Source organism: Kitasatospora sp. cg17-2 (assembly GCF_054031055.1).
Map to the genome: position 1 here is coordinate 9,701,117 of NZ_CM132923.1, position 24,465 is coordinate 9,725,581.

Here is a 24,465-nt window from a genome sequence, read left to right on the forward strand (position 1 = left end):
GTGAGGAGTGAGCTACGACTTCCACATCACGCGTGCGGAATCCTGGCCGGAGAGCGAACAATCTCCCATCGAGAGAAGGGAATGGGAGGCGGTGGCGGATGGCCATTCCGAGCTGCTCCAGGATGGCTTTTTCGACTGGAATGATATTGGGCGCCAGCCGGTCTACGCAATTTCTGGGGAAGTCATCTCGTTCTCCTGGAGGATCGGAAGAGTCGATATCTCCGGAATAATCACCGACAGGGTGATGGGAATCGCCGAAGGCCTTGCTTCACAGTTGAACGCTGCTGTCGTGGGCGACGACGAATAAGAGCACTCCGGTGTGGTGCCAGCATGGCGCGGGCACCACACCGGACCTCTCACAAAGCCGGGAGGCCGTGCGGCCAGGGTCGGGTGACATTCTCGCCACGGTAGCCGCCCTGTGGCCGGGGGGCCTGGTCGAGGCCAGCCGTGGGCCCTCGCGCCCGAGCGGTCTGTCAGGACCACCACCCGCTACCGCCCGCCAAGCCGTCCACGACGCCTTCGACGACCTGGCCCGACGATGGCCCGACGTCCTGGCCACCCCCAGCCCCACGGCCTGCGCGTGGCAGAGCGTGCGCCACCACGTCGTCACGGTCAAGGACCCGCTCGGCAACACCGTCACCACCAGCTACGACCCGCTAGGGCGCCCGACCTCCGTCACCGACCCGCTCGGCCGGATCACCACTACCGCCTACGATGCCGCGGGCCGGGTCACCTCCGTCACCGACCCGACCGGAGCGGTCACCACCAACACCTGGAACACAGCCGGCGAGCGCACCAAACGCACCGACGCCAACGGCCGCACCACCACCTACACCTACGACCGGCTCCACCGCATCATCGCCGTCACCGACCCCCTCGGCCGCACCACTCGCACCTGGTACGACGAGGAAGGCCGCCGCGCGAAGACGACCGACCGGGCGCTGAACCGGCGGGCCGGGGGCGGAGGTGCGGCCGGCCTCGACGGCGGCGTCCATCGTGGCGGCGAGGACGGGCAGCCCGCGGCCGAGGTCGCCGAGCACCGTGCGGGGCATTGCCGCGGCCAGCGCGCAGAGGGCGACCAGGGCGATCCGCTCGCCCACCGACAGCTGCGGCAGCCCGTCGGCGAGCACACTGCCGGTGACGACGCCGGCGCCGAGGTCTACCGGCTGGACCTGTGGTGGATCGGGGAGTCTCCCGACGAGGGCGACTGACACCCCCGGGCCGACGACCGGCCGCCGGACCTCCCGGCACGGCCTCGGCGCACGCCGGCCACTGACTGCGGACCCGCATCCGCGGGCAGCGGCCGGCGTGCCTCGTGCCTCGTGCCTTGTGTCCCGGTCCCGGTTCCGGACCGGGACACGCCGCACGGGAACGACCCGCTGCCGCCATGGCAGATCGACGTCCCGGCTCCGGTGCCGGCCCCACGGGCCGGCACCGAGTCGCTCGGTTGTCAGTGCTGGTTGCGATGCTGGCGGGCATGGACGAGGAGGCGTTGATGCGGGGCCGGGTGTACGGGGCGGACCACGACGACCCGGATCCCGGACCACGGCCCGGCCGCGCCTACCGGGAGCTGTGCGGCGGTCCGCTCGACGGCCTCCTGCTCGATGTCACCGGCTGGGACAACGGCGCTCTCGCGGACGGAGCCGCACTGCCCACGGAGATCGGCGCGTTCGGCCCCGGCGGCCGCGCCCACTACGAACCGCGCCCCGCGGATCCGAAGCGATGGGACTGGGCAGGGGACAGCGCCTGAAGAACGACGACCGCGCTCCGCCCACGGCGCCGACGATCCTGGCCGCAGGCCGCCTCCACACCGTGACAGCCGTCCGCCGGGCCGCGGCCCGATCGCCGGGCTCCACGCCGAACACCCTGGCTACGATGCGCGGCAGGAAAGCGGGGGAGGGACACGGCCGAGCGGCACGGTGCGGCGGACCGCGGCGTCCACCACGACGAACACCGGGCGGAGCGCGACCAGCCGGCGGACGCCGCGCACCGGGGCGACCGGCCGCAGGTCCTGGCGGCGGTGCGAAAGCCGGCCGGCCTGGTCAACATCCGGCGGGTCGCCGGCCGCAGCGGCTGGGCGCCGCTGCACCGGGCCGCCGGGCACAACGCCCCCACGGAGGCGGTCGAGCGGCTGCTGGCGGCCGGCGCCCGCTGCGCTCCGCCGGCGGCGACGCCCCGTCGACCTCGCCACCCGCCTCGGACACGAGGCCCTGGTGCCGGTTCCGCACCCGGTGCCGCTGCACCCGGTGCCGGAAGCCGGTCTGCGGGCGATGGAGCACCTCCCGCACGCCCTGATCCGGGTCCGCACGAGTACTTCAACGTCACGGTGACGCTGGTGCTCCCGCAGGTCTGTGTGCTGACCGAGCTGCCCGACCCGGCACTGTGGTTCTCGGCGCCCGGCATGTACGGGGCTTCGGCGTCCGGCCCGAGGAGGAGCGGGGCACGGCCCGTCTCGCGGTCGGCAGGCACTGCCGGGTCGTCGGCTGCTCCGGCCGCACGCACCACGTCACCCCCGACGGCTGCGTGCCGGTCGAATCCGGGTGGTGGTAGCAACCCGCGCCCCGGACGCGGGAGATCGGCGCGTTCGCCCCCGGCGGCCGTGCCGGCTTCGAACCGAGGGCCACGGACATGCGGCCGGGGGACCGGGGCAGTGACTGATGACCGGTCGGTGACGACTCGAAGGCCTCTTCTCGTCATCGCCCGGTGAGGCAGCCGGTCCTCCCGCGACGGTCGTACCTGGGCCGGGGTGCGTGCGCGGCGTGGGCCGGACGGGCTCCGGGGAGGCGGGGGAGTGGCTGGCGCCGTTTCGGGGGCAGGCTTCGAGGTCGATCCCGACGTGCTGTTCCGGGCACCGGTGAAGTTCATGGGATCGAAGGACTTCGTCTGCAGCATCGCCTCCGGCGTGGCCGGAGACCTGGCGTCCACGGCCGGGACGGCGGGCGACGACTCGGCGGCCCACGGCTTCGCGCGGAAGTACGAGCCCGCGGCCAGGAGCGTGGTCAAGGCGATCGGGAGCGCCGGACAGGGCATGGCGACGATCCCCTGCCGCCTGCTGACGACGGCCGCGAACTCCCTCGCGGTCCAGGACTCGGTGGCCGGCCCGGAACTCGGACGGGCCGGCCGAACCCGCACGAGCGGGGCCGCAGCCAGCCGTTGCAGACATCCGGCCCCGGCCACCCGGACCGCCTGTCCCGCCCTTGGTAGGCCAGCGGGCGGCCCCTTCCGGGCGGCGTCCGTCGGCAGGCCGGCGTGCCGCAGGGTGGGCCATCGCGCGGGCAGGTCCGGGGAGCGTCCGGGCGTGGGGCGGGGAGCGCCGGGGAGCCTCGTCGGGGCAGGGGCCCGGGGAGTGTCGAGTTCGTGGTGGGGCGGTTCAGGGGCCCGGTCCGGGCAGGGGTCGCGTTCGAGGCCGGTGAGGACGGTGTTCGGGTTGCCGCCGTCCGCGCACCCGTTTCCGGTTGGGTCCCGCGCTGCCCGGGGCGCCGGCAGTGGTGGTCGGTGTCCCTGGCACGGCCGTGCTGCGTGCCGTCATCGGTCTCGTCGTGCCGTGTGGTTCTGTCGTCCGGGGTGGTGGTCGTGTGCGTAGGTGAGGAACTCGGCAAGCCGGCCCGGGCTGGTGTACATCTCCTTGGCCCGGGCCATCATGAGGCCGGGGCTGTGGACGCCTTCCATCGCACTGGCCGCGTGCGGCCAGACGTGGCGGCAGCGGGTGACGTACTCCCCGGACGCGACGACGATCACCTCTGCCGCAGTGTCGACACCCTTCTTGACCGCGTCTGTGTAGATGTGGTCCTCCGTCGCGGACCGGGGGTGCTTGTTCTTGAACCTGATGCCCTTGTAGCCGCGCACGGGGTCCGACAGGTCCAACAGGCCGTAGTGGTCCGAGAGGATCAGCAGTCGGTCGCCGGCCTCTTCGTCGATCACCGACTCGACCGCTCTCCGGAGCGCCTTGTGCAGAGGTCCGGTGTAGACGAGCCCGGCAGGGACGGGCTCGATCTCTGCGAGCGGGTCCTTCTGTTCCCCGCACGAGACCACGTACAGCTTCCTGACGATCGCCGCCCCCATGGCAAGCCCCTCTTCGTCGTGATTGTGCCGCCGTGCATCCTACGGAGGTGCCCGGCGGGAGGTCGCGGCTCTCCAGGGAGTGGGTGGTGTTGTCGGGCGTGCGGGGGTGATGTCCGGCCGTGCCCCGGCCGGCCGGGGCGGCTCTCTCCCGGGGGCGGATCGTGCGGAGGACCGCATTGCGCGGATCCGCAGCCACCGGCCCGCACGACCGGGCGGTCCACCCCCACCGCGGGAGCGGGCCGGTACGCCCCCGCGGCGGACGACGGGTCAGGGCGGTTCGGCGAGGCGGGCGGCGACGGTGAGGAGCAGCAGCCCGCCGGCGGCGGCGGCGGTCCTGAAGTCCAGGACGCCGGTGAACGGTCCGGTGACCAGCAGCAGGGTGCGGTGCGCGCGGATCGCGCGCTGCCACTGGCGGCCGGCGGCGACGGGACCCTCGTACCAGGGGTGCCCGCCGGGCCGGCGCACGGTGAGGTGCTGCCCGTCGAGGACGGCCGTCCATCCGGGGGCCGGGTCGCCCCCGGGCGGGTGCGCCGTCCAGCCCTCCCCGGCCACCACCGGAGAGGCGGCCGCGGCGGGCACGACCAGGACGGGGCGCCGGTCGGGCAGCAGCTCCGGCCACGGCGAGCCGCACAGGCCCGTACCGGTCAACTCCACGCACGACCCCTTCCCCCCGCCCCTGGCCGGGCCGCTTCCACGGACCCGGCAGGCCCCATCATCGGCCACCACCCGGGCCGGCGGAGGCGGAATCCGCCGACGAACCGACCGGCGGCCGCGGCCGGCCCGCACGGCCCGCCTCCGGACCTGCGGGCGGCCGCTGCTTCCGGCCGCGCCGGGTTCGGACACCGTTTCGAATCCGGTCCGCACGGTCGGAGGCGGCTGGAAGAATCTCGGCCTGTCGGCAGACGGTCGATCGGGCGAGGACGCCGGGTTGTTCGGCGACGGGTGACGAGGGAGGACGAGGATTCATGCACGAGATGATCGGTCGCTTGTCCGGCATACTCGGGATTTCGGAGGCTCGGGGTGATGTCGTCGACTGGGAGGAAATTGCGCGGAGCACGGGCCTGCGGGTTCCGGCGGACTACCGGGACTTCGTCGCGGTGTTCGGCGGCGGCGAGCTGAACGAGTACCTCGCGGTCCGCATCCCGCCGGCGGAAGGCCGCCCCGAGAGCCGGCTGCTGGAGGGACTCGGGTTCGATCCGCGGGAGGAACCGCAGCCGGACGGCGGCGCCGGCGCCGTGGAGCTGTCCGAGGAGGGCAGGCTTCTTCCCTTCGCGACGACCATCAACGGTGACGTGGTGTTCTGGATCTGCGACTCGCTCGATCCCGAGAGCTGGGACGTCGTCGTCTTCAGGCGCCAGGTGCCGTACGGAACCGCCCGGTGGCGCCGGTACGGGACGGGTTTCGGCGAGTTTCTCGCCGGTGCTCTGGACGGGGCGCTGCCCAATCCCTTCAGCGACGACTCCTGGAACCTTCCCCCGCACGAGTACCGGAACTGGCGGGAGGGACTGAAGCCCTCGGCTCGGCTCTGAAGCCTCTGCAGACCGTCAGGCTGCAGGAGACGGCCCGGTCGCGTCGCCGAAGGCGCCGGTGAGGCAGCGGCGGACCTCTCTCGTGACGAAGCGCTCGAGGCATCCGAAGATGTCCTTCGTCCTGAGTCCGCCGAGGGTGCGCCGTGCCACGCAGCCGCGCGTTCGAGGGTCGTGACGCATGCGGACCGGCACGATTGTGTGCGGCGCGCGGTCGGCCCGGCGGTCTCCGCCACGGTCGGGCCGGTGGCGGTCGGTGCGCCCGGACGAGGCCGGGACGGGTGCGGCGGCGCACGGGTGGGCGAAGGAGGTTTCGGACGCGAGCCGGTCGGGGCTGTCGCCGGCGGTGACCGGCAGCTGCCCGGCGGTCTCGGTTCCGACGCCTGGATCCGGCGGGGCGGTGGAGCAGAGTGCCCCTGAGCGTCCGCACTGGCCGGCCCGTCAGTGCGCGGCCCTACGGTCGCGGTATGACCGACACCGGTGCCCTTGCTCTCGTCCCGGCCTGGCGGGGTTTCAGCGCCCGGCTGGCCGCTCGCTCTCCGGCCGACCACGCAGCCCTGCGCCCGGCGGCCGACGCCGGGCGGATCGCAGGCCTGGAGGACGGACTGGGCTTCGCCCTGCACCCCCAGGTGCGCGCCCTGCTCGAACTGCACGACGGCGTCGCGCCGCGACCCGCCGGGGACACCTTCCCCGCGGGGTCCTTCCTGCCACTGGCGCACCGGCTGCTCCCCGCGGAGCACATCCTCGCGCGCCACCGGAGGTACGTGGAGCTGTTCCCGGCGGACATCCGGGATCCCGGGGGCCGGGGCACGCCGGCCGGTCACGCCCGCTGGTGGGTGCCCATCGCCCTTCCCCTCGACGGGGGCGTGCTCCTCGTGGACCACCTCCCGGGCCCCACCTGCGGGCACGTGTACGAGATGGGTATCGGCTCGGGCGACATCGAGGGCAGCCTGTGGGCCACCAGCCCGGCGGACATGTTCGCCGCCCTGACCGACAGCCTGACCACCGGCCGGCCGTTCCGCCACTTCGTCCCCGACACCCACCGGCACACCTCCGGAGAACACCGCCTCGACTGGCGGGTGGCGCGACAGCCCGCCCCCGAAGCGAAGCGGTGCGATGCCGGGATCCGGTGGTGGCGGCTCCGGGGCAGTGGCTGCGGAGGGGAGGACCACAGGTGAGTACGGCGTTCCCGGGCCGGAGCGCTGACGCTGTCCCGTGAATCCGCTGACGCCCGGCGGTATCGGCTGGTCTCCTCCTGCCCGTACCTCACAGCGCCGAGGGGCCGGGGCGTTCCCGGTACCGTCACGTGCGGACCCGTTCCGGGCGGGCGCGGCGCCTGGGGCCTTGGCCCGGTTGCACGCGCGGATCACGGCGGGTCGGGTTGCGGCGGAGCACCCCGCGCGGGACCCGACCGGGTTCGCCGCTGCCTTTCGCGCCGACGGCGAACGGAGCTGGGCCGCCCGCCGCCCGCCGCCGGCCGTTGCCTCCGGTCCGGCCGCTCCGCCGGGGAGGTGGGTCTCCGTGCGGTCGGTGATCCGGTCCGCCCAGCAGGTACCGACGAGCACCGGCCTGGTGAGGAGGATGTCGCCGGCCCGCTGGGAGCGGCCGAAGAACCCCGGCTCCTCCGAGGAGAGGTCACCCGGGTAGTTGCAGGGCACGCAGATGCCGCGGGCGTCCGTGCACGTGAGGGGACCGGCACGGAGCCGGGACGGCGCGCGGCCCACCAGCGCGATCCCGTCCAGCAGGACCTGGGGCCGTGCAACGCGTCGACGGCCGCGCCCGCCGGGTGCCCGGCGCTGGAGTACCCGGTGACAGCCGACTTTCAGGCGTGGCTGTGCCGGGGGTTGTCCTCGCGGCCGAACACCGGCCCGTGGGGCGAGTACGGCCTGTCCCTCCTCCACGGGAGGAGCTCCGACACACCGTGGAGCGCCTCCTCCACCTCCTACCGTGGAGTGCCTCCTCGACCTCCTGCGGCGTCATCCCGAACCGCAACGGGCCCACACCGTGAAGCGGCTCCGCCGTCCGTCGGACCCGCTGCTCCTCGGCGGCAACGTCCCGGCTCACGCGCGCCGAACCCCTTCTCGCCGCCGGGGCCGGAAGTCCCGGGCGGGGCCGGCCGGTCCTTTCGGCCCCGGGGGACCGTACGCCAGGACGGTGACAGCCCGTACCGGCAGGCGCTCGACCGTGCCGGTCGGGATCACTCGGGCGTCGGTCGGGGATCTTCCGGCTGCTGCTCCGGACGGCGGGAGCCCGGGAGTGCGCAGGCGGCCGCGGCGGTGAGGGATCCGGCGCAGAGCAGGAAGAGGGCGGCCGTCCGCACGGTCCAGGGCGGTGCGCCGGGGACGGGGCCGAGAGCGGGGCGGACCTCGTGGCGGGGGTCGTAGGTGAAGAGCACCTGGCGGCCGACGTCGAGGTGCTTGTCGCTGGGGTCGGCCTCCAGGGTCCAGCGGGTCCCGTCGGGGGCGCGGGCGGTGAGGTAGTGGCTGGGGGGCGGCCCGAGGCCACCGGTGTCGTCGGAGCCCCGGCTCCACCGCCGCTCCACGACGCCGGTGACCGCCACCCCGCGCTCGTGCCTCACCTGCACGTCGGTCCAGCCAGGGGTGACCGTGCCGTAGACGGACGCTCCCAGCAGCACGGCGGTCGCGGCGGCCGCCATGACGCCCCGCGGGAGGGACTCCCGAGCGGAGCCGTAGTAGAGGACCGTGACATGGACCGTCAGGGCGGCCAGTCCGACGACCAGCATGGCCAGGTAGAACAGCTCGTCGGCGGTGTGCCGGTACACCGCGGCCGTCACCCACGAGCCGGCCACCACCGCGGCGACCGGAGCCAGGGCCGCGGTCACGAACCGCCCCAGGGCCCACAGGACGCCGACAACGCGGCGCCGGAACGTATCCCCCATGGCGCACAGCGTGACCTCCGCACCCCGGCCGACAAGCCCTCCGGTGCGAGCGGACGCAATCGGAACCCACGGGCGGCACCCTGGCCGCCACCGCCGACGTGCTCGGGAAGCCACTCGCCCACGCAACCACCGGCTGCGATTCCTCGGGTTGGTGTCGGTACTGGTGAGAGGTTGATGGCGGCGCCGGTCTGAGGGCCGGGTTTGGGCTGGTCGGGTGGGTGGTCGGGGGTGGTGGGTTTGGCTGTCGTGGGGGTGAGAGTTCCGGCGGTCGGGCGCTGTCGTGGGGGTTGTATCTCACCGTGGCTGCCGCTGTCCTGGGTTCGAGAGATCTGATGCCCTCTGCGGGGCGGTGCCGCTTGGATCTGGTTCATGGGTGACAACGGTGGGGTGTGGGGCGGTGGTTGCCCCGGGCTTTGGTGGTACGGCGTCCGGTGGAGCGCCAGGCGGCTGGTGAGCTGACGTCGCGGCATGTGCGGGCGGTGGCTGACACGGTGGGTGTGTCGGTGCGGACGGTGTGGCGGTGGTGAACGCGACCGGCGCGGTGGACGGCAAACCCGCCCGCCAGGGCTACGCAATGTCTGGGGCACGGCAACTTCCGGACCTGGGCGAAGGTGGCCTCGCGTCTGACGGCGGAGGTCTACGGCCAGGCCCGCCCCGTGGTCGAGCGCCGACTGCTCCGCCTCACCGGCCCGTTGTGACGCCACCGCGGCCCATCGGACCCGAATCTGCGGCACCGCCGCCGCACCACGTGAAACAAGGCCGGGCAGGCCCTCACCCCGGCTTGGAGGAAGGCAGGAGAGCGTGAGCGAGCGCCCGAATCCCGAGCCCGGATCCGGCGGGGCCGCCCGCGGCGCTGCTGGCGCCGGTGGGGCGGCCGGTGCCGCTCTTCCCGCGGCTTCCCTGGCCGCTCTGCGCGGACCGGCGGTGCGCCGTCTGCTGGCCCTGCGGCAGGAGCGCGCTCTGACGGCCCGACAGGTCCGGCTGACCGCCCAGCACCTGGCGGTGACCGAGCGGACGGTGTGGCGCTGGCTCGCCGCGGCCGAACGCGACCCGGCCGCGGCCCGTGACCCCGGTTCCCGCGCCGGGACCAGCACCCGCTTCACCGTCACACCCGAGGTCCGCCATCTGCTGGCCCTGTGGAAGGGCAACGTCGCCGCGGTCCACCGCGAGCTGGCCGCCCTGGCCACCCAACAGGACCCGCCCGGCCGCCCGCCGTCGCTGCCCACCCTGCACCGGGCGATCCGGCGGGACCTGAGCGCGGGGGAACGGGCGGGCCTGGCGGCGGGAGAGCGGGCCGCCCGCAAGCACGACGTGTTCCTCACCCGCCCGCGCGGGCACCGCAACGCCGTGTGGGAGACCGACCACAAACAGGCCCCCGTGCTGGTGGACGTCGACGGCCGGGCCCGCCAGCCGTGGATCACCTGGTACGTCGACTGCGCGACCAACGCGATCGCCGGCCTCGCCGTGACACCCGGCCAGCCCTCCCGCGAATCCGTCCTGGCCGCGCTGCGCTCCGCCGTGCTGCGCACCGACCCCTACGGCCCCGTCGGCGGCCTGCCCGCAACCGTCCGCATGGACCGGGGCCGCGACTTCCTGTCCCGCACGGTGATGGCCGCTTTCGAGCTGCTGAAGGTCGAGGTCGAGGACCTGCCCGCCTACACCCCGCACCTGAAGGGGACGGTGGAGGGGCTGAACCGTTCGGTGGAGCGGATGCACCTGGCCGCGCTGCCCGGCTACGTGCACCAGCCCCGACCGGGCCGCCGCCCCCGCCCCGCGGACCGCCACGGCCTGCTGTCCTTCGAGGAGTTCACCACCGGCCTGATCGCCTGGGTGGTGTGGTGGAACACCGAGCACCGCCCGGCCCCGCTCAAGGGCAGGACTCCGCTCCAGGCGTGGCAGGACGATGCCGCGCCGGTGAGGGACATCCCGCCCGGGGACCTGTGGACGTTCACCCTCGAGGACGACCGCGCCGAGCCCCGGGCGGTGACCGGTCGCGGCGTGAAGTTCAAGAACCGCTACTACGTCGCCCCGTGGATGACCGGCCGCACCGGCACCCGGGTGAGGGTGCGCCACATGCCCCACCACCTGCACGAGATCGAACTCTTCGACCCCACCACCGGCCGCCACCTGGCCACCGCCCACCTCGCCGACGAAGCCACCCCCGAGCAGATCGCCGCGGTCCGCCGCGCCCGCACAGCCCGCACCCGCCGCCTCAGACGCGACCTCGAACAGGCCCAGGCCCAGCGCTACGAGCGCTACGCCGCCGCCACCCGGCCCGAGGCCCCGCGAACGCTGGACGCCCTCACCGCTGCCGAGGCCGGCTGCGAACTGGCCACCTCCACCCACACCGACCTGACCGATCTCGCCCGGCCCGACCTCGTCCCGCCCACCGCCCCGCCCGGGCACTGGAGGACCCCGCCAGGACTGCTCACCACCGCCCGCCCCGTCACCGAAGCGACCCGAAAGCAGACCCTGTGACCGGACTCCTCCCGCCCCAGGCCAGCGACCAGTACCTGCGCCTGCCCGGCGCCCAGGTCGTCACCACCCGCGCCCTGCTCGCCGCCCGCGACAACCTCGCCGACACCATCGACGCCCGCGCGATGATGTGCGTCCACGGCGGCGCCGGCTTCGGCAAGACCCTGGCCGTCAACACCTGCCTGCGCGACCTCGACCCCGCCGAGGACGTCCGCCGCATCACCTTCCGCGTACGCCCCACCCCCCGCGCCGTGCGCCACGAGCTCTTCGCCGCCCTCGACCTCCCCGGCACCCCGCCCCGCGGCCCCAGCGAGTTCGACGCCCTGCTGCGCGAAGCCCTCGCCCGCACACCCCGCACCCTCGTCGTCGACGAGGCCCAGTGGCTCGGCGGCGAGGCCTTCGAGTACTTCCGCTACCTCTGGGACGACCCCTACACCCGGCTCGCCATCGTCTTCGTCGGCGGCGAAGGCTGCCACCAGGTGCTGCGCCGCGAGCCGATGCTCTCCTCGCGCATCTTCATCTGGCAGCACTTCACCCGTCTCACGTCCGAGGAGGTCCAGGCCGTTATCCCGCTGTTCCACCCGGTGTGGGCCGACGCCGACCCGGCCGAGATCGCCTTCGCCGACCAGCACGCCGCCCACGGCAACTTCCGCGCCTGGGCCCAGCTGACCGCGCACGTGCACCTCGGCCTGGAGCGCACCGGCCGCGAGCGGGTGGACCGCGAGGTCCTCGGCTGGGCCTTCAGCCGGCTATGAACCACCGCCAGCCGTCCCCGGACGGCGCGCCCCGCCCGGGAAGCCCTACAGGTGCCGGCACGTCGGCGGGCGTGGCCGACGCCGACTGTCCGCAGTGCCGGCGGCCACCTGCCGGGAAGGTGGCATCGACGGCGCGGTACCTGGCCGTCGACCTGCTGCTGGACCCCGCAACCGTCCTGGCGGCTTCGCAGCGGCGCGTCCTGCCGCCGGTGACGGTGGTACTGGACCGCGACGACGACGCCCGCTTCACCGCCGCCGCGCTGGCCGCCCACCGGCCCCGGGCCGGAACCATCACCGTCCACCCCACCGTGGGAACGGCCCGCACAGCCGTCCTCCTGCACGACCACCTCACCGCCCTCGGCCGGTCTGTGGCCGGGCTGCGGGCCCAGGGCCTGACACGGGAGGTACAGGCCGAGCATGCGGTACGGGTCTGGATGTGGACCGAGGCCGTACGCCACGTGATCGTGCTGCGCTCGCACCTGCGCATCGACCTGCACTACCTGCTGGACCTGCACACCGCCACCGGTGCCGCCCTCACCCTCGTCTGGCACACCCCCGCCCCGGGGCGCGAACTGGAACTCCTGCTGAACAGCCTCGACCACCGTGTCGTCGACACCCTCGCCGCCGCCCGTGACGCCTTCCACGAACCCGCCGTCTGCACACCGTGTTGCCCGGCCGCTCCGTCCCGCGTCAGGGGCCGGGTCCTGATCCCGGGGTGGGACGTCCCCTTCGCCGCCCTGCCTCCCGCCGTGGTCCTGAGGCGGATTCGCCGCCATGCCGCGCACCCGGTCCAGGCCGGGGCGCTGGCCGCCGCCTGGATCACTGGCGCGTCACCGGATCGTCTGCGCGGAGTGCGTCTGCAGGACGTCGCCCCCGATGCTTCCGCACTGTCCCTGCCGACGGTGATCTCGGTCGGTCCGGGGCGTATCGGCCGTCACGGCATGCGGCGGGCCTTCCACGTCCCCGCCCGGCTCCGTCCCTACCTGCTTGCCGCCGCACACCACCGCGGCCTGGAAGGCGCCGGCTCCGATGCCCGGCTGTTCACCACGGTCCGCGCGGACCGCCTGAGCGCCGTGGCCACCGCGTGCGGGCTCCACATCCCTTCCTGATCGCACCTGCCCCAAGCATCGGGATCGGGTGGGCAGACTCAGGCGCCGGCGAGGGCCGCGCCGGGCAGGACGGCCCCTGCTGCATTCCCGTCATCTCCCGGACATCCTTTTCGGGGTTGGTGACCGATCACGGCCTCACCCGGCACCGACAGACCGGGGCGGGCCGCCCGCCGAGGCATGCTTGTACGACTTACTCAAAAGGCGTGGACCGGTGTCGGCGTGGAGGCGTAGGGTCTCCCTAGTGTTTCAAGCTAGATAAATAGGCGTGGAGGTTGTGGTGTGTTCGTGACGACCGGTCAGGCCGGGACGGCCCTGGGGTGCTCGATCCCGACGGTGAGGAAGCTGATGGCCACCGGCGCGGTCCCCGGCGTGCGCGACACGGGCCGGCAGGTGTTCCCGCTGGCCGCGCTCCAGCAGCTGCAGGCCCGCCAGGCCGCGGACCTGACCGTGCTCGGCACCCCGGAGGTGGCGGTGCTGCGCTCGGACGCCCCGGCGAAGGTGGACGAGCCGGACCGCCAGTGGATCGGGTTCGGCACCGGCCTGGACCAGGCGCAGCTGCTGGCCTCGCTGTCGGGCTGGTGGCGGTGCGACCCGGCCCGGGTCGCGGCCGGCGCCGTGCTGCCGGTGACGGTGGCCGGGTTCGTCGTCGCGGTGCTGACCGGCCTGACCGAGTGGGAGGCCGACGGCACCGCGGGCACCGCGGGCCGGTTCCGGTTCCCGAAGGCGCGGCTGGCCGGCTACCTGACCGACCTCACCGCCCCCGCGAACGCCGCAGACCCCACCGACCCCAAGGACGCCCGCCTGGCGGGCCTGCTGCTCGGCACCCGCCTGCCCTCGCTGTCCGGTGGCCCGATCGCCTACGTCACCACCACCCCGACCACCACCGACCAGCCCACCACCGAGGAGGAGTGACCCGCTGATGGACCGCAAGACGTACACCGCCGAGCTCGCCTCTCTGCGCGAGCTGCGCACCGAGATCACAGCCGCCGAGAAGCAGGTCGCCGCCGCGCAGAAGGAGCTGGACAAGCTCACCGCCCAGCGCTCGCGCCGCGTGGCCGGGCTCGCGGGGTACGAGGGCGCCCAGGCCGCAGCGGTCGCGAAGGCCTCCGGGTTGTCGGTCGGCGACGTGGTACGGATCGCCCCGCTGCTGGACCCGACCCCGGCCGCCGTCCGCGCCGCCGCTGCGCCTGCCCCGGCATCCGTGGCCGAGCCGGTCGACGAGCCCGCCGTCGCGGTCGCCCCGGCGCTGACCCGCCCGGCCCCCGTACTCGAGCAGCCCGCCCCGGCCACCCCGGTGACTGAGGCGCCGATCGACGTCGCCGACCAGGCCACCGCCGCCTTCGCTGCCCCGATTGTTCCACCTGCGGTGCAGGAACCGCAGGAGACAGAACCCGGCGTACAGGCCGGCTTTGTTGCCGCGCCGCGCCCGGTGCTCGAGGCCGGTCCGCGTGAGCTGCCCACCCTTCCGGAAAGCCCGGCCGGTGCCCGGTTCGAGGCCGTGACGACCGGGCTGGTGTCGAAGCGTCCGAACTTCACGCAGCAGTCCCGCGCGACGGTGTTCCTGGACGCGGCGGCCGGGATGCTCGCCGTCCGCGACCAGGTCGTCCGGGTCGATCTCGGGGCCCGCATGCCCGGGGAGGTCCTGGACGCGGTCCTGCACGCCGCGCCCGGTACGGAGCGGGTCTACGTCACCATGCGGCGCCCCGTGGCACGACGGCGCCGAGCGCTACAGCACGCTCAAGGACGCGGTCGCGGCCTGGCTGAACGCTCCGAGCGAGCGGTGGACCACCGCCGTCGGGAGCGGCCGGGACAGGCTCGCCGGGCACTTCGTCCACCAGCGCCAGCCGGTCGGCCGCTACGCCCCGGCGGCCGCGCCGGACAGCGGCAGCATCGAGATCCGGAGCATGGGGGAGTGGTTCGACCCGGACGGCGCCGACGTCGTCACCTGCCGCCAGGCGTTCACGCTGCTGTGGCAGGCGCTGCGCCGCCACTGGGACGACGCGGTTCTGATGGGCTCCCCCAGCCAGACCGGCCGGGACCTGTGGTCGCGCACCATCCCGACCAGCGGCAAGTGGGCCGGGGGCTATCCGGTCCTGTCGGAGGAACTGCGCGCCCTGCTGCACGCCACCGGCGGGCAGGGCCGCACCGAGCTGCTCCTGCCGCCCCGCGTGCCGGAGCGGCTGCCCGCCCTGGTGGAGTACGACCGCACCTTCGCCTACGCCAAGCACCTGTGGAAGAGCCCGGTGGGTACCCCGCGCCGGATCACCGCCGCCGCGTTCGCCGCGATGACCGAGGCCGAGCAGACGAAGGCGCTGATGTCCTGCTCGCACTGGAACGTGCGCGTCACCGTACCGGCCGGGTGGAACCACGTCGGCCTGCTGCCCGCCCCCGTCACCGGTGACCGGGCCTGGATCTACCCGGCCACACCGGGCACTACCTTCACCACCTGGGCGGGCGGCGCGGAGGTCCACCTCGCCCTGTCGAACCATCTCGCACCGTGGCGGATCGAGGTCCTCGGCGGCCTGCTGTTCGAGGACAGTAAGCCGCTCGACGAGTGGGGCAAGCGGTTGAAGGCCGCCTGGGCGGACCTGACCAACCTGTCGAAGCTGCACGGCGACGAGCGCCAGCGCACCGCCGCCTACCTCGCCTCCCGCGCCGTCCGCTCCGTGCTGCTGTTCGGCCTCGGCGGCTTCGCCCAGCGCCCGCGCCTGGTCTCCGGCACCACCCCGCTCGGCGAGACCCTCCCCGCCGGGGTGGAGATCCTCGGCCAGGACGACCAGGTGGTCACCTGGCAGCGGCAGGCTGGCTTCTCCCGCGACCCGTACGCGCACCCCGAGTGGGCCGCCTACGTGTGGTCGGGGGCGAGGGCGGCACTGCTGGACATGAAGTACCGCCAGGGCAAGGAGGTCATCGGCTACGCAGGTGCCCTGCACGCCAAGCCCGGCACGGTCGTCTACTTCGGCACCGACGGCATCGCCCTGACGGAGCGCCAGCCCTGGCCGTACCGGGGCGAACCGGGCGACTATCTCCTCAAGGGCCACCTCACCGGCCGGTGGAGCACCCGGTCAGCCAGGAGCAGTACCTCAAGCTGCGAGGCCTGGGCCGCGCCGAACTCGCCGCCGCCGCGAAGGGAGCTGGCCAGTGAGCCCGGCCGACCCGAACAACCCGAACGGGGCCGCCCGGTTGACCCAGGAGTTGCTGGACCAGGGCTACACCAAGCGCCAGGTCGCCAAGCTGCTGGGCAGGGACGCCAGCCTGGTCTCGCAGTTCTTCACCAAGGGCAAGGGCGCCAGCATGGTCGGCGCGCTGCGCCAGGTGGTCCGTGCGGTGCGCGGCGGCGAGCGTGATGAGGAGGTGCTGTCCGGGATCGCGGAGGCGAACACCACCCGCCGCCGCACCAAGACCGGCCAGAAGGCCCGGGTGCGCGGCAAGGACGTCGTCGGCAAGCCCGGCGAGTCGATGGCCGGCCGCGCGGGCAAGCAGGCCATCAACTCCGGTGCCTCCCACCTCGCGCCGGTGGTCCACGCCACCGGCCAGGCCGGCGGCCGCCTCGCCTTCACCGTCCGGATGAAGGCCGATCAGTACGTCTACGGCGCGGGCTCGGAGCAGGACTCCGGTGGCATCCGACGCGGCTTCCTCCCGCGCGCGGACGGCACCGAGGAGCGCACCTACGGCTCCGCCTCCACCGGCGGGTTCGACGCCGCCGAGTGGTCCCAGCGCGTCGCCGACCACCACGGGGACGTCACCGAGGCGATGCGCGAGTGGCTGGTGGAGACCGGCCGGGCGGTCGAGGGCGCGGACATCCGCTACCTGGAGGTCCGCGGCTGGACCCCTGAGTAGTCGGTGGGCCCCCGACTCGGCCGCACCTGCGCGGGCCGGGAGCGTTCGGTCGGCCGGTGAGCGCAAGGGGAGCCGATCGAGCGCCCGGCCCCTGGTCCGGGGTGTGCGCTTCAACGGCCGGGCCCGGCCAGCCTCCTGACGGACGGACCCACAGCGGTGTCGCCCAGGGTTCGGCGCCCTTCGTGCTCCGCCCACCCCACGGTGGCCCGCCGGTCTTCCGCCGCCCGCGCCACGGCGCCGCGCCGATGAGCCTACGATGTTCACCTGCGGCGGATGTGACCTCAGAAAGCCCATGCCGCACGATGGTTGCTGCCTGCGGTACGGCAGGCGGCAGGGGAGAGCGGAGCGGCTGCGACTGTGCACTTGAAGGACTTCTCCGTGAGCGGGTTCCGCTCGCTGACGCTGCTCAAGAACATCCCCGTCAGCTCGCCGACGATCCTGGCCGGCCACAACGACGGCGGGAAGAGCGCGGTGCTCGCCGCCCTCGCCTTCCTCCTCGGCGGCCATCGTCTGGCCGAACAGGACCGAACCTACGTCACCCCGACCGGAGCCGGCGGCGTCGCCGAGCCGGGACGCTGTGCCTCGACATGGGTCGAAGGCCGCTTCGCCCTGGACGACTTCGAGCAGGAGGCGGGCTTCGCACCGGAGTTGAGGGTACGGCGCCGAGTGGAGGGCGATGCCGCGCCCGTGCTCGAGTACTGGGCCAGGATTCCGGCCGACCCCAGGCTGCGTGACATCCACTCGCTGCTCGTACCCGAGCTCAGGGAGCTGGTTCTCGCCCTCGGACTGCAGGCCGAGGGCAAGGGACTCAAGGCCGACCTGCAGGCGGCGCTGGCCGCACACGCGGCACGCTCCCCGCAGGTCGACCAATGGGCATCCTTGCCCAAGCAGTTGGCGCGACGGCTGCCGCGGCTGTTGTCATTCAGCGGGAAGGACGAGAGCCCGGAGCGGGCCGTCCACACGGCACTGGTAAGCAGCTACCAGGCCCATCTCGAGGACGACGGGCTGCAGGGCCGCCTGCGTACGATCGAGTCCGAGGTCACCGCGCTGGTCAAGGACGACGCCGCCGACCTGTGCGAACACATCAAGGCACACTGTCCGGATCTCGTGGACGTCTCCGTCGAGCCGGAGGTCTCCTTTTCCCACGGTTTCAAGCAGGCGCATCTGCACATCTCCCGTGCCCGCGGCGAGCGGGTCGATCTGTCCAGGTCCGGACGGGGCAGCAACCGCCGGATCGCCCTGGCGGTCTGGGAGTGGACCAGCAGGCTGCTGGAGGGCCCCCAACCGGACGGGGACGACATGCCGCCCGTCCAGACGATCGTCGTCTACGACGAGCCCGACACCCACCTGGACTACACCCACCAGCGGACCGTGATGGACCTGATCCGCCGCCAGTGCGCGACGGATGCCGTCAACGTCATCGTGGCCACCCACTCGATGAACCTCATCGACGGCGTGGACATCGCCGACGTCGTCCACCTGCGCCTGGAAGCGGGCCGCACCGTCATGGAACGCCTCGCCGAGGACACGCACGAAGGCATCGACCTGCACCTGGGGCAGATCGCCGTCGCGCTGGGCCTGCGCAACTCCGTCCTGCTCCACGAGCGCTGCTTCCTCGCCGTCGAAGGCCCCACGGAGCAGCAGGCGATCCCGGTGCTCTTCCGCCTCGCACAGGGCCTGTCCCTGCAGGCGGCGGGTATTGCCCTGTGGGCCTGCAACAACAACGAAGGAGCCCTGCACCTCGCCCGCTACCTCATGCGGCCAGCGCCGCACCGTCATGTTGCTCGTCGATGCCGACAGCCGCAACGTCGCCAAGTTCTTCAGGGACGACCGGCTGCGCCAGTTCGGCCTCGATCCCGCGCGGCAGGTCTCGTTCGTCGGCGAGGCGACGGGCTTCAACGAACTCGAGGAGCTCTTCGAGGACGAGCAGTGGGCCCAAGTGGCCAACCGCAAGTGGCCGCGCCCCGACGGCCAGCAGCATTGGGAGGCCACGGACTTCAAGGCGCACCGTGGCGGCCGGAAATTCAGCAAGGACATTCTTGGCATGATTAAGGATCAGGGCCGCACGAGTCCGGACGGTAAACCCGAAATGGTTTACGAGCTGGCCACGTCCTTGGGCTCCGCCGCAGACGTGCCGTCGCAGTTGAGGGAAGTATTCGCGGCTTTGCGGGCGAGTGCGGGCTGATCATTTCCTGACGGCGCGTCCTGCCGGAGCCGGGCGGTGCGCCGCGCCGTCATCCGGGCCTTGCGTTGTTCACTGGTCGGGGAGGCCCAGGCGTGCCAGCCCGCCTCCTCCACCCACTGCCGTGCGTGGACCCGCTCGTCGATGCCACACCACCGGCACCCGTTCGGAGCAGGGAAACCGCTACGCAAAGAGCCTTGCTCGGAAGTCATCTCTCCCCCTCTCTGTCCTTATTCTTTCCCGCCGCACTGACAATCTCTCGCCCCCGGGCCCACCGCTCACTCCCTTGCCGCCGCCGGTACGGCATCTGACATCCAACGGTTCCCACAGATCACCAATGCGGGCCAGAACACCGAAACCGGCCCGCACCCCACACCCGAACGGTTACGGTCAGCGACCATGCGATTGCTCCACACCTCGGATTGGCACCTCGGGCGCACGTTCTACCGAGAGTCCCTCATCGATGCCCAACGTGCCTTCCTCGACCACCTGCTGACCGTCGCGCGCGAACGGGAGGTGGACGCGGTCCTGGTCGCCGGCGACGTCTACGACCGGGCCATCCCGTCCCTGGACGCCGTCGCCCTCTTCGACCACGCGCTCAACAGCCTGGCCGACCTGCGGGTCCCCGTCGTCATGATCAGCGGCAACCACGACTCGCCCCAGCGCCTCGGCGTCACGTCCCGCCTGATCGAACGGGCCGGCATCCACCTGCGCACCGACCCCGCCACCTGCCACACACCCGCTGTGCTGCACGACGCGCACGGACCGGTCGCCTTGTACGGTCTGCCCTACCTCGAACCGTTCCTGACCCGCGAGGAGATGGCAGCCGACAAGCCCACCCACGAGGCCGTCCTGGACGCGGCGATGGACCGGGTGCGGGCCGACCTCGCCGCCCGCCCGGCGGGCACCCGCTCCGTCGTCCTCGCGCACGCCTTCGTCACCGGGGGCCGCACCAGCGACAGCGAACGCGACATCACCGCCGGCGGGATCCCGACCGTCGGCGCCGCCGTCTTCGAGGGCATCGACTACGTCGCCCTCGGCCACCTCCACCGCCCGCAGAAGGTCACCGACCGCATCCGCTACAGCGGTTCCCCCCTCGCCTACTCCTTCTCCGAGGCCGACTACGCCAAGACCACCTGGCTCGTCGACCTCGACGCCGACGCCAACCTCACCACCGAGGCCGTCCCCTGCCCTTGCCCCCGGCCCCTGGCCACCCTCACCGGGCACCTCGACGACCTCCTCGACGACCACCAGCACGACCACCTGCACGACGCGTGGCTGCACGTCGTCCTGACCGACCCACAGCGCCCCATCAACGCAATGGACCGCCTACGCACTCGCTTCCCCCACACGGTCCAGCTCACCTTCCTTCCCGAGGACGGCGGCCCCCGCGACAGCGCTACCTACACCGAACGCACCCGGCACCGCACCCCGCTCGAGATCACCGCCGGGTTCGTCGACCACGTCCGGGGCGGCCTCGCTCCCACCCCGGCCGAACACGACCTGCTGCGCCGGGCAGTCGAGTTCGCCCGCCACGACGACACCGAGAAGGAAGCCCGCTGATGCGCCTGCACACCCTCGTCCTGCAGGCCTTCGGCCCCTTCCGTACCCGGCAGAGCATCGACTTCGACACCCTCTCCCAAGGAGGGCTGTTCCTCCTGCACGGCGCCACCGGCGCGGGGAAGTCCACCGTCTTCGACGCCGTCTGCTTCGCCCTCTACGGCAACGTGCCGGGGGAGCGGCACCAGACGGCGCTGCGCAGCCACCACGCCGACCCCGCCACACCCACCCAGGTTGAGGTGGAGTTCAGCATGGCGGGGCGGCGCCTGCGAATCGTGCGAACCCCTCAGCAGGAACGCGCCCGACGCGACGGGAGCGGCACCACGCGTTCCCAGGCCAAGGCCCGGCTGGAGGAACAAGACGGCGACGACAGCCTCGGTAAGCCCCTGTGGAGGCCCGTCACCGCCGCCCACCAGGAGGTCGCCCGCGAGGTCGAAGCCCTGCTGGGCATGAACCGCGAGCAGTTCTGCAAGTCGTCCTGCTGCCACAGGGCGACTTCGCGAAGTTCCTGCGCGCCAAGGCCGAGGAGCGCGCCACCGTCCTGGGCCGCCTCTTCGGCACCCACCGCTTCCGCACCATCCAACGCTGGCTCACCGACCACGCCAAGGAGAGCGGTCAACACTGCGACGACGCCCGCCGCGCCGTCCTGCGCGACATCGACCGCATCCAGGACACCGCCGGCGCCGCGATCACCGACCCGGTCGAGGAACCAACCCCCACCCAGGACAGCATCGACGCCGCCCACCCCGCCGCACTCGCCTGGGCGCGGGCCGTGCACGACGGCGCCGCCCAGGCCCAGCAGGCCGCCGCCGGCGCACTGCGGGACGCCCGAGCCCATCACCGGATCCAGGAGAGCCACACCGCACAGGTCCGCGTCCTGGCGGAGCGTCAGCTGCGCCACCGCACCACCGCCCAGGCCCTCACGGCCCTGCAGGCGCAGGCATCGGACTTCGAGAGCCTGCAGGCGGACCTGGAACGCGGTCGCAGCGCCGAGCGGGTCCGGCCCCTCGTCCGGGCCCTCGACGACGCGGACCGTGACCACGAACAGGCCCGCGAGGCAGAAGCCCAAGCCAGGACGCGACTGCCCGAACCGCGGCGCGAGGACACTGAGGAGAACCTCACCGCCGCCGAGGACCAGTTGAAGAACGAGCTGGGCCGCCTCGACGCCCTGCGCCACGACGAACGGCGCTTCGACGAACTGGCGGCCTCCCTCGCCACGCTCGAAGCCGAACTCGACGAAGCCCAGACCGACCACGACGAGATCACGGCCTGGCTCGGCCAAGCGGACGCCCGCCGCGCCGAGCACACCGCGCGGATCGAGCGCGCCCACCTGGCTCAGCTCCAGGCAGACAGTCTCGCCGCCACCCTGCCCGCCCTCCAGCAGCAACTCGCGGCGGCCCGCCGCCGCGACGAACTGGCCACCGAGGTGGCCCGGGCCCAGGCCGGCGTCGACGAGCTGACGGACGCCGTCGTGCGCAGCGCCGCGCACGCGCGAGAGATCCGGGACCGGCGCATCGACGGCATGGCCGGCGAACTCGCTGCCCGGCTGCGTCCCCAGGAGCCCTGTCTGGTCTGCGGTTCGCCCGTCCATCCCCGGCCGGCGACGGCTGCCGCCGATCACCCGAGCCGAGCGGACGAGGCCCGCGCGGAGCAGGCATATCAGCAGGCCGACCAGGCCTGCAAGGACGCCGAACAGGACCTGGTGCGGCTCACGGCCGAGGCCGGTGCGGCCGAGGAACTGGCCGACGGGCAGGCCACGGCAGAGCTGCAGCAGCGCCACCTCGCCGCCCAGGAAACCCACAAGGGCCTCCTGGCCACTGCCGCCGACGCCGTTCCCGCCACCGAGGAACTGCGCGCCTTCGACGAGACGCACACGACCCGGACAACCGAACTCACCGCCTTGGGCCGCCGCATCGGCGACTACATGGGCCGCCAGGAGACCCAGAACACCGAACAGGAGATCCTGACCCAGCGCCTGGCCGACGCTCTGGCCGGGTCCCCGACGATCGCCGCCCGCAGCGCCGGACTCATCGCCGAGGCCAAGGCGATCGCGGTGGCGCGGGCGGCGATCCAACAGGTCGCGGCGAGCGCGGTGAGCCTGGACCGCGCGCACCGTGCCGCCTCGACCGAGATCACCGCCGCGGGATTCGCCACCGCCGAGGCCGCCCGCCAGGCCATGATCCCCGGCGCCGAACTGGCAGCGATGGAAAGCGAACTGGACGCCTGGCGGACCGCCCAGGCCACCCACGCGGCGACACTCGAGGACCCGGACCTCACACAGGCCGCCGCCACGGAACCAGCCGACGAGCAGGCCGCCGAGGCGGCGCTGACGGCCGCCGCCGACCGCGCGCAAGCGGCGGCGATCGCCGAGAGCGCCAGCCGCGCCCGCAGCGAGGCGCTGGTCTGCCACATCGACGACCTCACCCGGCACATCGCCCGCCTGGCCCCACTGCTGGAGGAGCACCACGTCGCCAAACACCTGGCGGAGCTGGCCGCAGGCACCTCGGGCGACAACCAGTACCGCATGCACCTGGAAGCCTACGTCCTGGCAGCCAGGCTGGAGGAGGTGGCGCGGGCGGCCAACACCCGTCTGGAACGCATGTCCTCCCACCGCTACGCGCTGTCCCACACAGACGCGCGCACCAGTGGACGCGGCCGTTCCGGCCTCGGCCTGGAGATCCTCGACCAGTGGACGGGCCAGACCCGCGACACCACCACCCTGTCCGGCGGCGAGTCCTTCTTCGCCTCGCTCGCGCTGGCCCTGGGCCTGGCGGACGTGGTTGCCCAGGAGGCCGGCGGCAGCCGGCTCGACACCCTGTTCATCGACGAGGGCTTCGGCAGCCTCGACGACGACACCCTCGACGAGGTCCTCGACGTGCTCGACGAACTGCGCTCCTACAGCCGCACCGTCGGGGTGGTCAGCCACGTCGCGGATCTGCGACGGCGCATCCCCAGTCAGATGCAGGTCCGCAAGAGCCAGGACGGCTCGACCGTGAAGGCCATGGCCACCGCCCCGGCCTTCTGACCTTCCTACACGATAGGACGAGGCGAGACCCCCACACCGATCGGGGCGGTCGACGTCTCGTCCCGTCGTCAAGCGGGCCACCCGCCGTCCCAGCCCGCGAAGGAGAAGCACCGCCGTGGAGACCACCACCGAGGCCGATGTGCCGGCCGCGTTCCGCGCCGACGCCGGGCAGCCGGTCCCGCAGCAGCCGACCGGGGCGCTCAACCCCTTGCCGCTGCACTGGTTCCAGAAAGACGCGGTGGCGGCCGCGGTGAAGGAGGTTCGCGACGGCGGCCGCGCCGTCGTGGCCGCGACCGGCTCCGGCAAGACCCTCATTGCGGCCGGCTGCGCCCGGCGTCTGGCGGCGCGGGGGCGGGTGCTGGTGCTGGTGCCGACGATCGAGCTGTTGGAGCAGACCGCCGAGGCGTGGTCGCTGCGGGGCGGTCGCCGCGGGCTGGCGGTGGCGGCGTGCTCGCGCGAGGAGGCGCTGGAGAGCGCGGAGGCGGGCGGGCGGGTGCGTGCGGAGGTGTCGACGCAGGCGCCGCGGATCGCGGACCTGGTCGCCGCCGCGAAGCCCGGCGGCCGGCGACCGTGTACGCCACCTACGCGAGCCTGGAGCGCATCGTCCAGGCCCACCGCGACTTCGGCCTGGCGCAGTGGGACCTGGTGGTGATCGACGAGGCGCACCGTACGGCCGGCGCCGAAGGGAAGGCGTGGGCGGCCGTCCACGCCGACGACCAGGTCCCGGCGAAGCGGCCGGCTGTACTTCACCGCGACCCCGCGGATCGCCGACGACCGGCGCGCGAAGGACGGCCTGGCCGACCTCACGAACGCCGACGGCCAGGCGCTGCCCGCACTGTGCTCCATGGACGACGAGAGCATCTACGGCAGGACCGTGTTCACCTGGACCCTCGGACAGGGGATCGAGCACGGCTACCTCGCCGACTACCGCGTCCTGGTCCCCGTCGTCACCGACGAGGACCTGCGCGAGCTCCTCAACCTCCCGGCCGTCGCCGACCTGCGCTCCCAGCGCAGCAACGAGGAACTGCTGCG

At 73.2% G+C, this 24,465-nt stretch carries 18 protein-coding genes and 2 pseudogenes; 16 read left to right on the forward strand and 4 right to left on the reverse strand.

Features of this window, described 5'->3' with window-relative positions:
* The first annotated feature begins 7 nt into the window (after nucleotides 1-7).
* From ACW14Y_RS40635 to ACW14Y_RS40645, 3 genes are all read left to right on the forward strand, one after another.
* A complete protein-coding gene (locus ACW14Y_RS40635) occupies nucleotides 8-307 on the forward strand; it encodes a hypothetical protein (protein ID WP_402723929.1) in 300 nt (99 codons plus the stop codon).
* A gap of 283 nt (nucleotides 308-590) precedes the next feature.
* The gene (locus ACW14Y_RS40640; protein ID WP_456985378.1) at nucleotides 591-1,211 is read left to right on the forward strand and encodes a hypothetical protein; all 621 of its coding nucleotides are present in this window, start codon (nucleotides 591-593) and stop codon (nucleotides 1,209-1,211) included.
* A gap of 266 nt (nucleotides 1,212-1,477) precedes the next feature.
* Nucleotides 1,478-1,750 carry a hypothetical protein gene (locus ACW14Y_RS40645; protein WP_380300176.1) on the forward strand — a complete coding sequence of 91 codons (273 nt, stop codon included), beginning with the start codon at nucleotides 1,478-1,480 and terminating at the stop codon, nucleotides 1,748-1,750.
* 1,775 nt (nucleotides 1,751-3,525) lie between these two features.
* On the opposite strand, the gene ACW14Y_RS40650 is transcribed toward ACW14Y_RS40645, so the two are convergent.
* Both ACW14Y_RS40650 and ACW14Y_RS40655 read right to left on the reverse strand, forming a co-directional pair.
* Nucleotides 3,526-4,062, reverse strand: a complete 537-nt coding sequence (locus ACW14Y_RS40650) for a DUF6884 domain-containing protein (protein ID WP_456985379.1) — start codon at nucleotides 4,060-4,062, stop codon at nucleotides 3,526-3,528.
* 267 nt (nucleotides 4,063-4,329) lie between these two features.
* Nucleotides 4,330-4,716, reverse strand: a complete 387-nt coding sequence (locus ACW14Y_RS40655; RefSeq protein WP_456985380.1) for a hypothetical protein — start codon at nucleotides 4,714-4,716, stop codon at nucleotides 4,330-4,332.
* Nucleotides 4,717-5,027: 311 nt separating this feature from the next.
* Here ACW14Y_RS40655 and ACW14Y_RS40660 point away from each other — a divergent pair, with 311 nt between their 5' ends.
* Nucleotides 5,028-5,591, forward strand: coding sequence for an SMI1/KNR4 family protein (locus ACW14Y_RS40660; RefSeq protein ID WP_456985381.1), 564 nt, complete (start codon nucleotides 5,028-5,030; stop codon nucleotides 5,589-5,591).
* A 15-nt stretch (nucleotides 5,592-5,606) separates the two neighbouring features.
* Here ACW14Y_RS40660 and ACW14Y_RS40665 read toward each other — a convergent pair.
* Nucleotides 5,607-5,972: pseudogene (locus ACW14Y_RS40665) on the reverse strand (transposase); the annotation flags it as partial.
* 83 nt (nucleotides 5,973-6,055) lie between these two features.
* Here ACW14Y_RS40665 and ACW14Y_RS40670 point away from each other — a divergent pair.
* On the forward strand, nucleotides 6,056-6,766 hold the full coding sequence (locus ACW14Y_RS40670) for an SMI1/KNR4 family protein (protein WP_456985382.1): 711 nt from the start codon (nucleotides 6,056-6,058) through the stop codon (nucleotides 6,764-6,766).
* Between the two features lie 1,019 nt (nucleotides 6,767-7,785).
* Here the strand turns inward: ACW14Y_RS40670 and ACW14Y_RS40675 are convergent.
* A complete protein-coding gene (locus ACW14Y_RS40675; protein WP_456985383.1) occupies nucleotides 7,786-8,487 on the reverse strand; it encodes a hypothetical protein in 702 nt (233 codons plus the stop codon).
* Nucleotides 8,488-9,411: 924 nt separating this feature from the next.
* Between ACW14Y_RS40675 and ACW14Y_RS40680 the strand changes: the two genes are divergently transcribed.
* The 11 genes and pseudogenes from ACW14Y_RS40680 (at nucleotide 9,412) to ACW14Y_RS40730 (ending at nucleotide 24,085) form a co-directional block, all read left to right on the forward strand.
* Complete coding sequence (locus ACW14Y_RS40680) at nucleotides 9,412-10,965, forward strand: Mu transposase C-terminal domain-containing protein (RefSeq protein ID WP_456988389.1); 1,554 nt, start codon at nucleotides 9,412-9,414, stop codon at nucleotides 10,963-10,965.
* Nucleotides 10,962-11,717: an AAA family ATPase gene (locus ACW14Y_RS40685; protein WP_456985384.1), complete on the forward strand. Its 756-nt coding sequence runs from the start codon at nucleotides 10,962-10,964 to the stop codon at nucleotides 11,715-11,717. The genes ACW14Y_RS40680 and ACW14Y_RS40685 overlap by 4 nt, the downstream gene beginning before the upstream one ends.
* A 119-nt stretch (nucleotides 11,718-11,836) precedes the next feature.
* The gene (locus ACW14Y_RS40690) at nucleotides 11,837-12,826 is read left to right on the forward strand and encodes a hypothetical protein (RefSeq protein ID WP_456985385.1); all 990 of its coding nucleotides are present in this window, start codon (nucleotides 11,837-11,839) and stop codon (nucleotides 12,824-12,826) included.
* A gap of 285 nt (nucleotides 12,827-13,111) precedes the next feature.
* On the forward strand, nucleotides 13,112-13,738 hold the full coding sequence (locus tag ACW14Y_RS40695; protein ID WP_456985386.1) for a DNA-binding protein: 627 nt from the start codon (nucleotides 13,112-13,114) through the stop codon (nucleotides 13,736-13,738).
* Nucleotides 13,739-14,730: 992 nt separating this feature from the next.
* Complete coding sequence (locus ACW14Y_RS40700) at nucleotides 14,731-16,173, forward strand: hypothetical protein (RefSeq protein ID WP_456985387.1); 1,443 nt, start codon at nucleotides 14,731-14,733, stop codon at nucleotides 16,171-16,173.
* Entirely contained in the window at nucleotides 16,121-16,666 is a 546-nt protein-coding gene (locus tag ACW14Y_RS40705) for a helix-turn-helix domain containing protein (RefSeq protein WP_456988391.1), read from the forward strand. Before ACW14Y_RS40700 ends, ACW14Y_RS40705 begins: the two co-directional genes overlap by 53 nt.
* A 378-nt stretch (nucleotides 16,667-17,044) precedes the next feature.
* Complete coding sequence (locus ACW14Y_RS40710; RefSeq protein WP_456985388.1) at nucleotides 17,045-18,718, forward strand: ATP-dependent nuclease; 1,674 nt, start codon at nucleotides 17,045-17,047, stop codon at nucleotides 18,716-18,718.
* A 529-nt stretch (nucleotides 18,719-19,247) separates the two neighbouring features.
* Entirely contained in the window at nucleotides 19,248-20,411 is a 1,164-nt protein-coding gene (locus tag ACW14Y_RS40715; RefSeq protein ID WP_456985389.1) for an exonuclease SbcCD subunit D, read from the forward strand.
* A pseudogene (locus ACW14Y_RS40720) lies at nucleotides 20,411-20,734 on the forward strand (AAA family ATPase); the annotation flags it as partial. The gene ACW14Y_RS40715 and the pseudogene ACW14Y_RS40720, both read left to right, overlap by 1 nt.
* A gap of 62 nt (nucleotides 20,735-20,796) precedes the next feature.
* Entirely contained in the window at nucleotides 20,797-23,433 is a 2,637-nt protein-coding gene (locus ACW14Y_RS40725; protein WP_456985390.1) for an SbcC/MukB-like Walker B domain-containing protein, read from the forward strand.
* A gap of 115 nt (nucleotides 23,434-23,548) precedes the next feature.
* Entirely contained in the window at nucleotides 23,549-24,085 is a 537-nt protein-coding gene (locus ACW14Y_RS40730; protein ID WP_456985391.1) for a DEAD/DEAH box helicase, read from the forward strand.
* Nucleotides 24,086-24,465 lie beyond the last annotated feature (380 nt).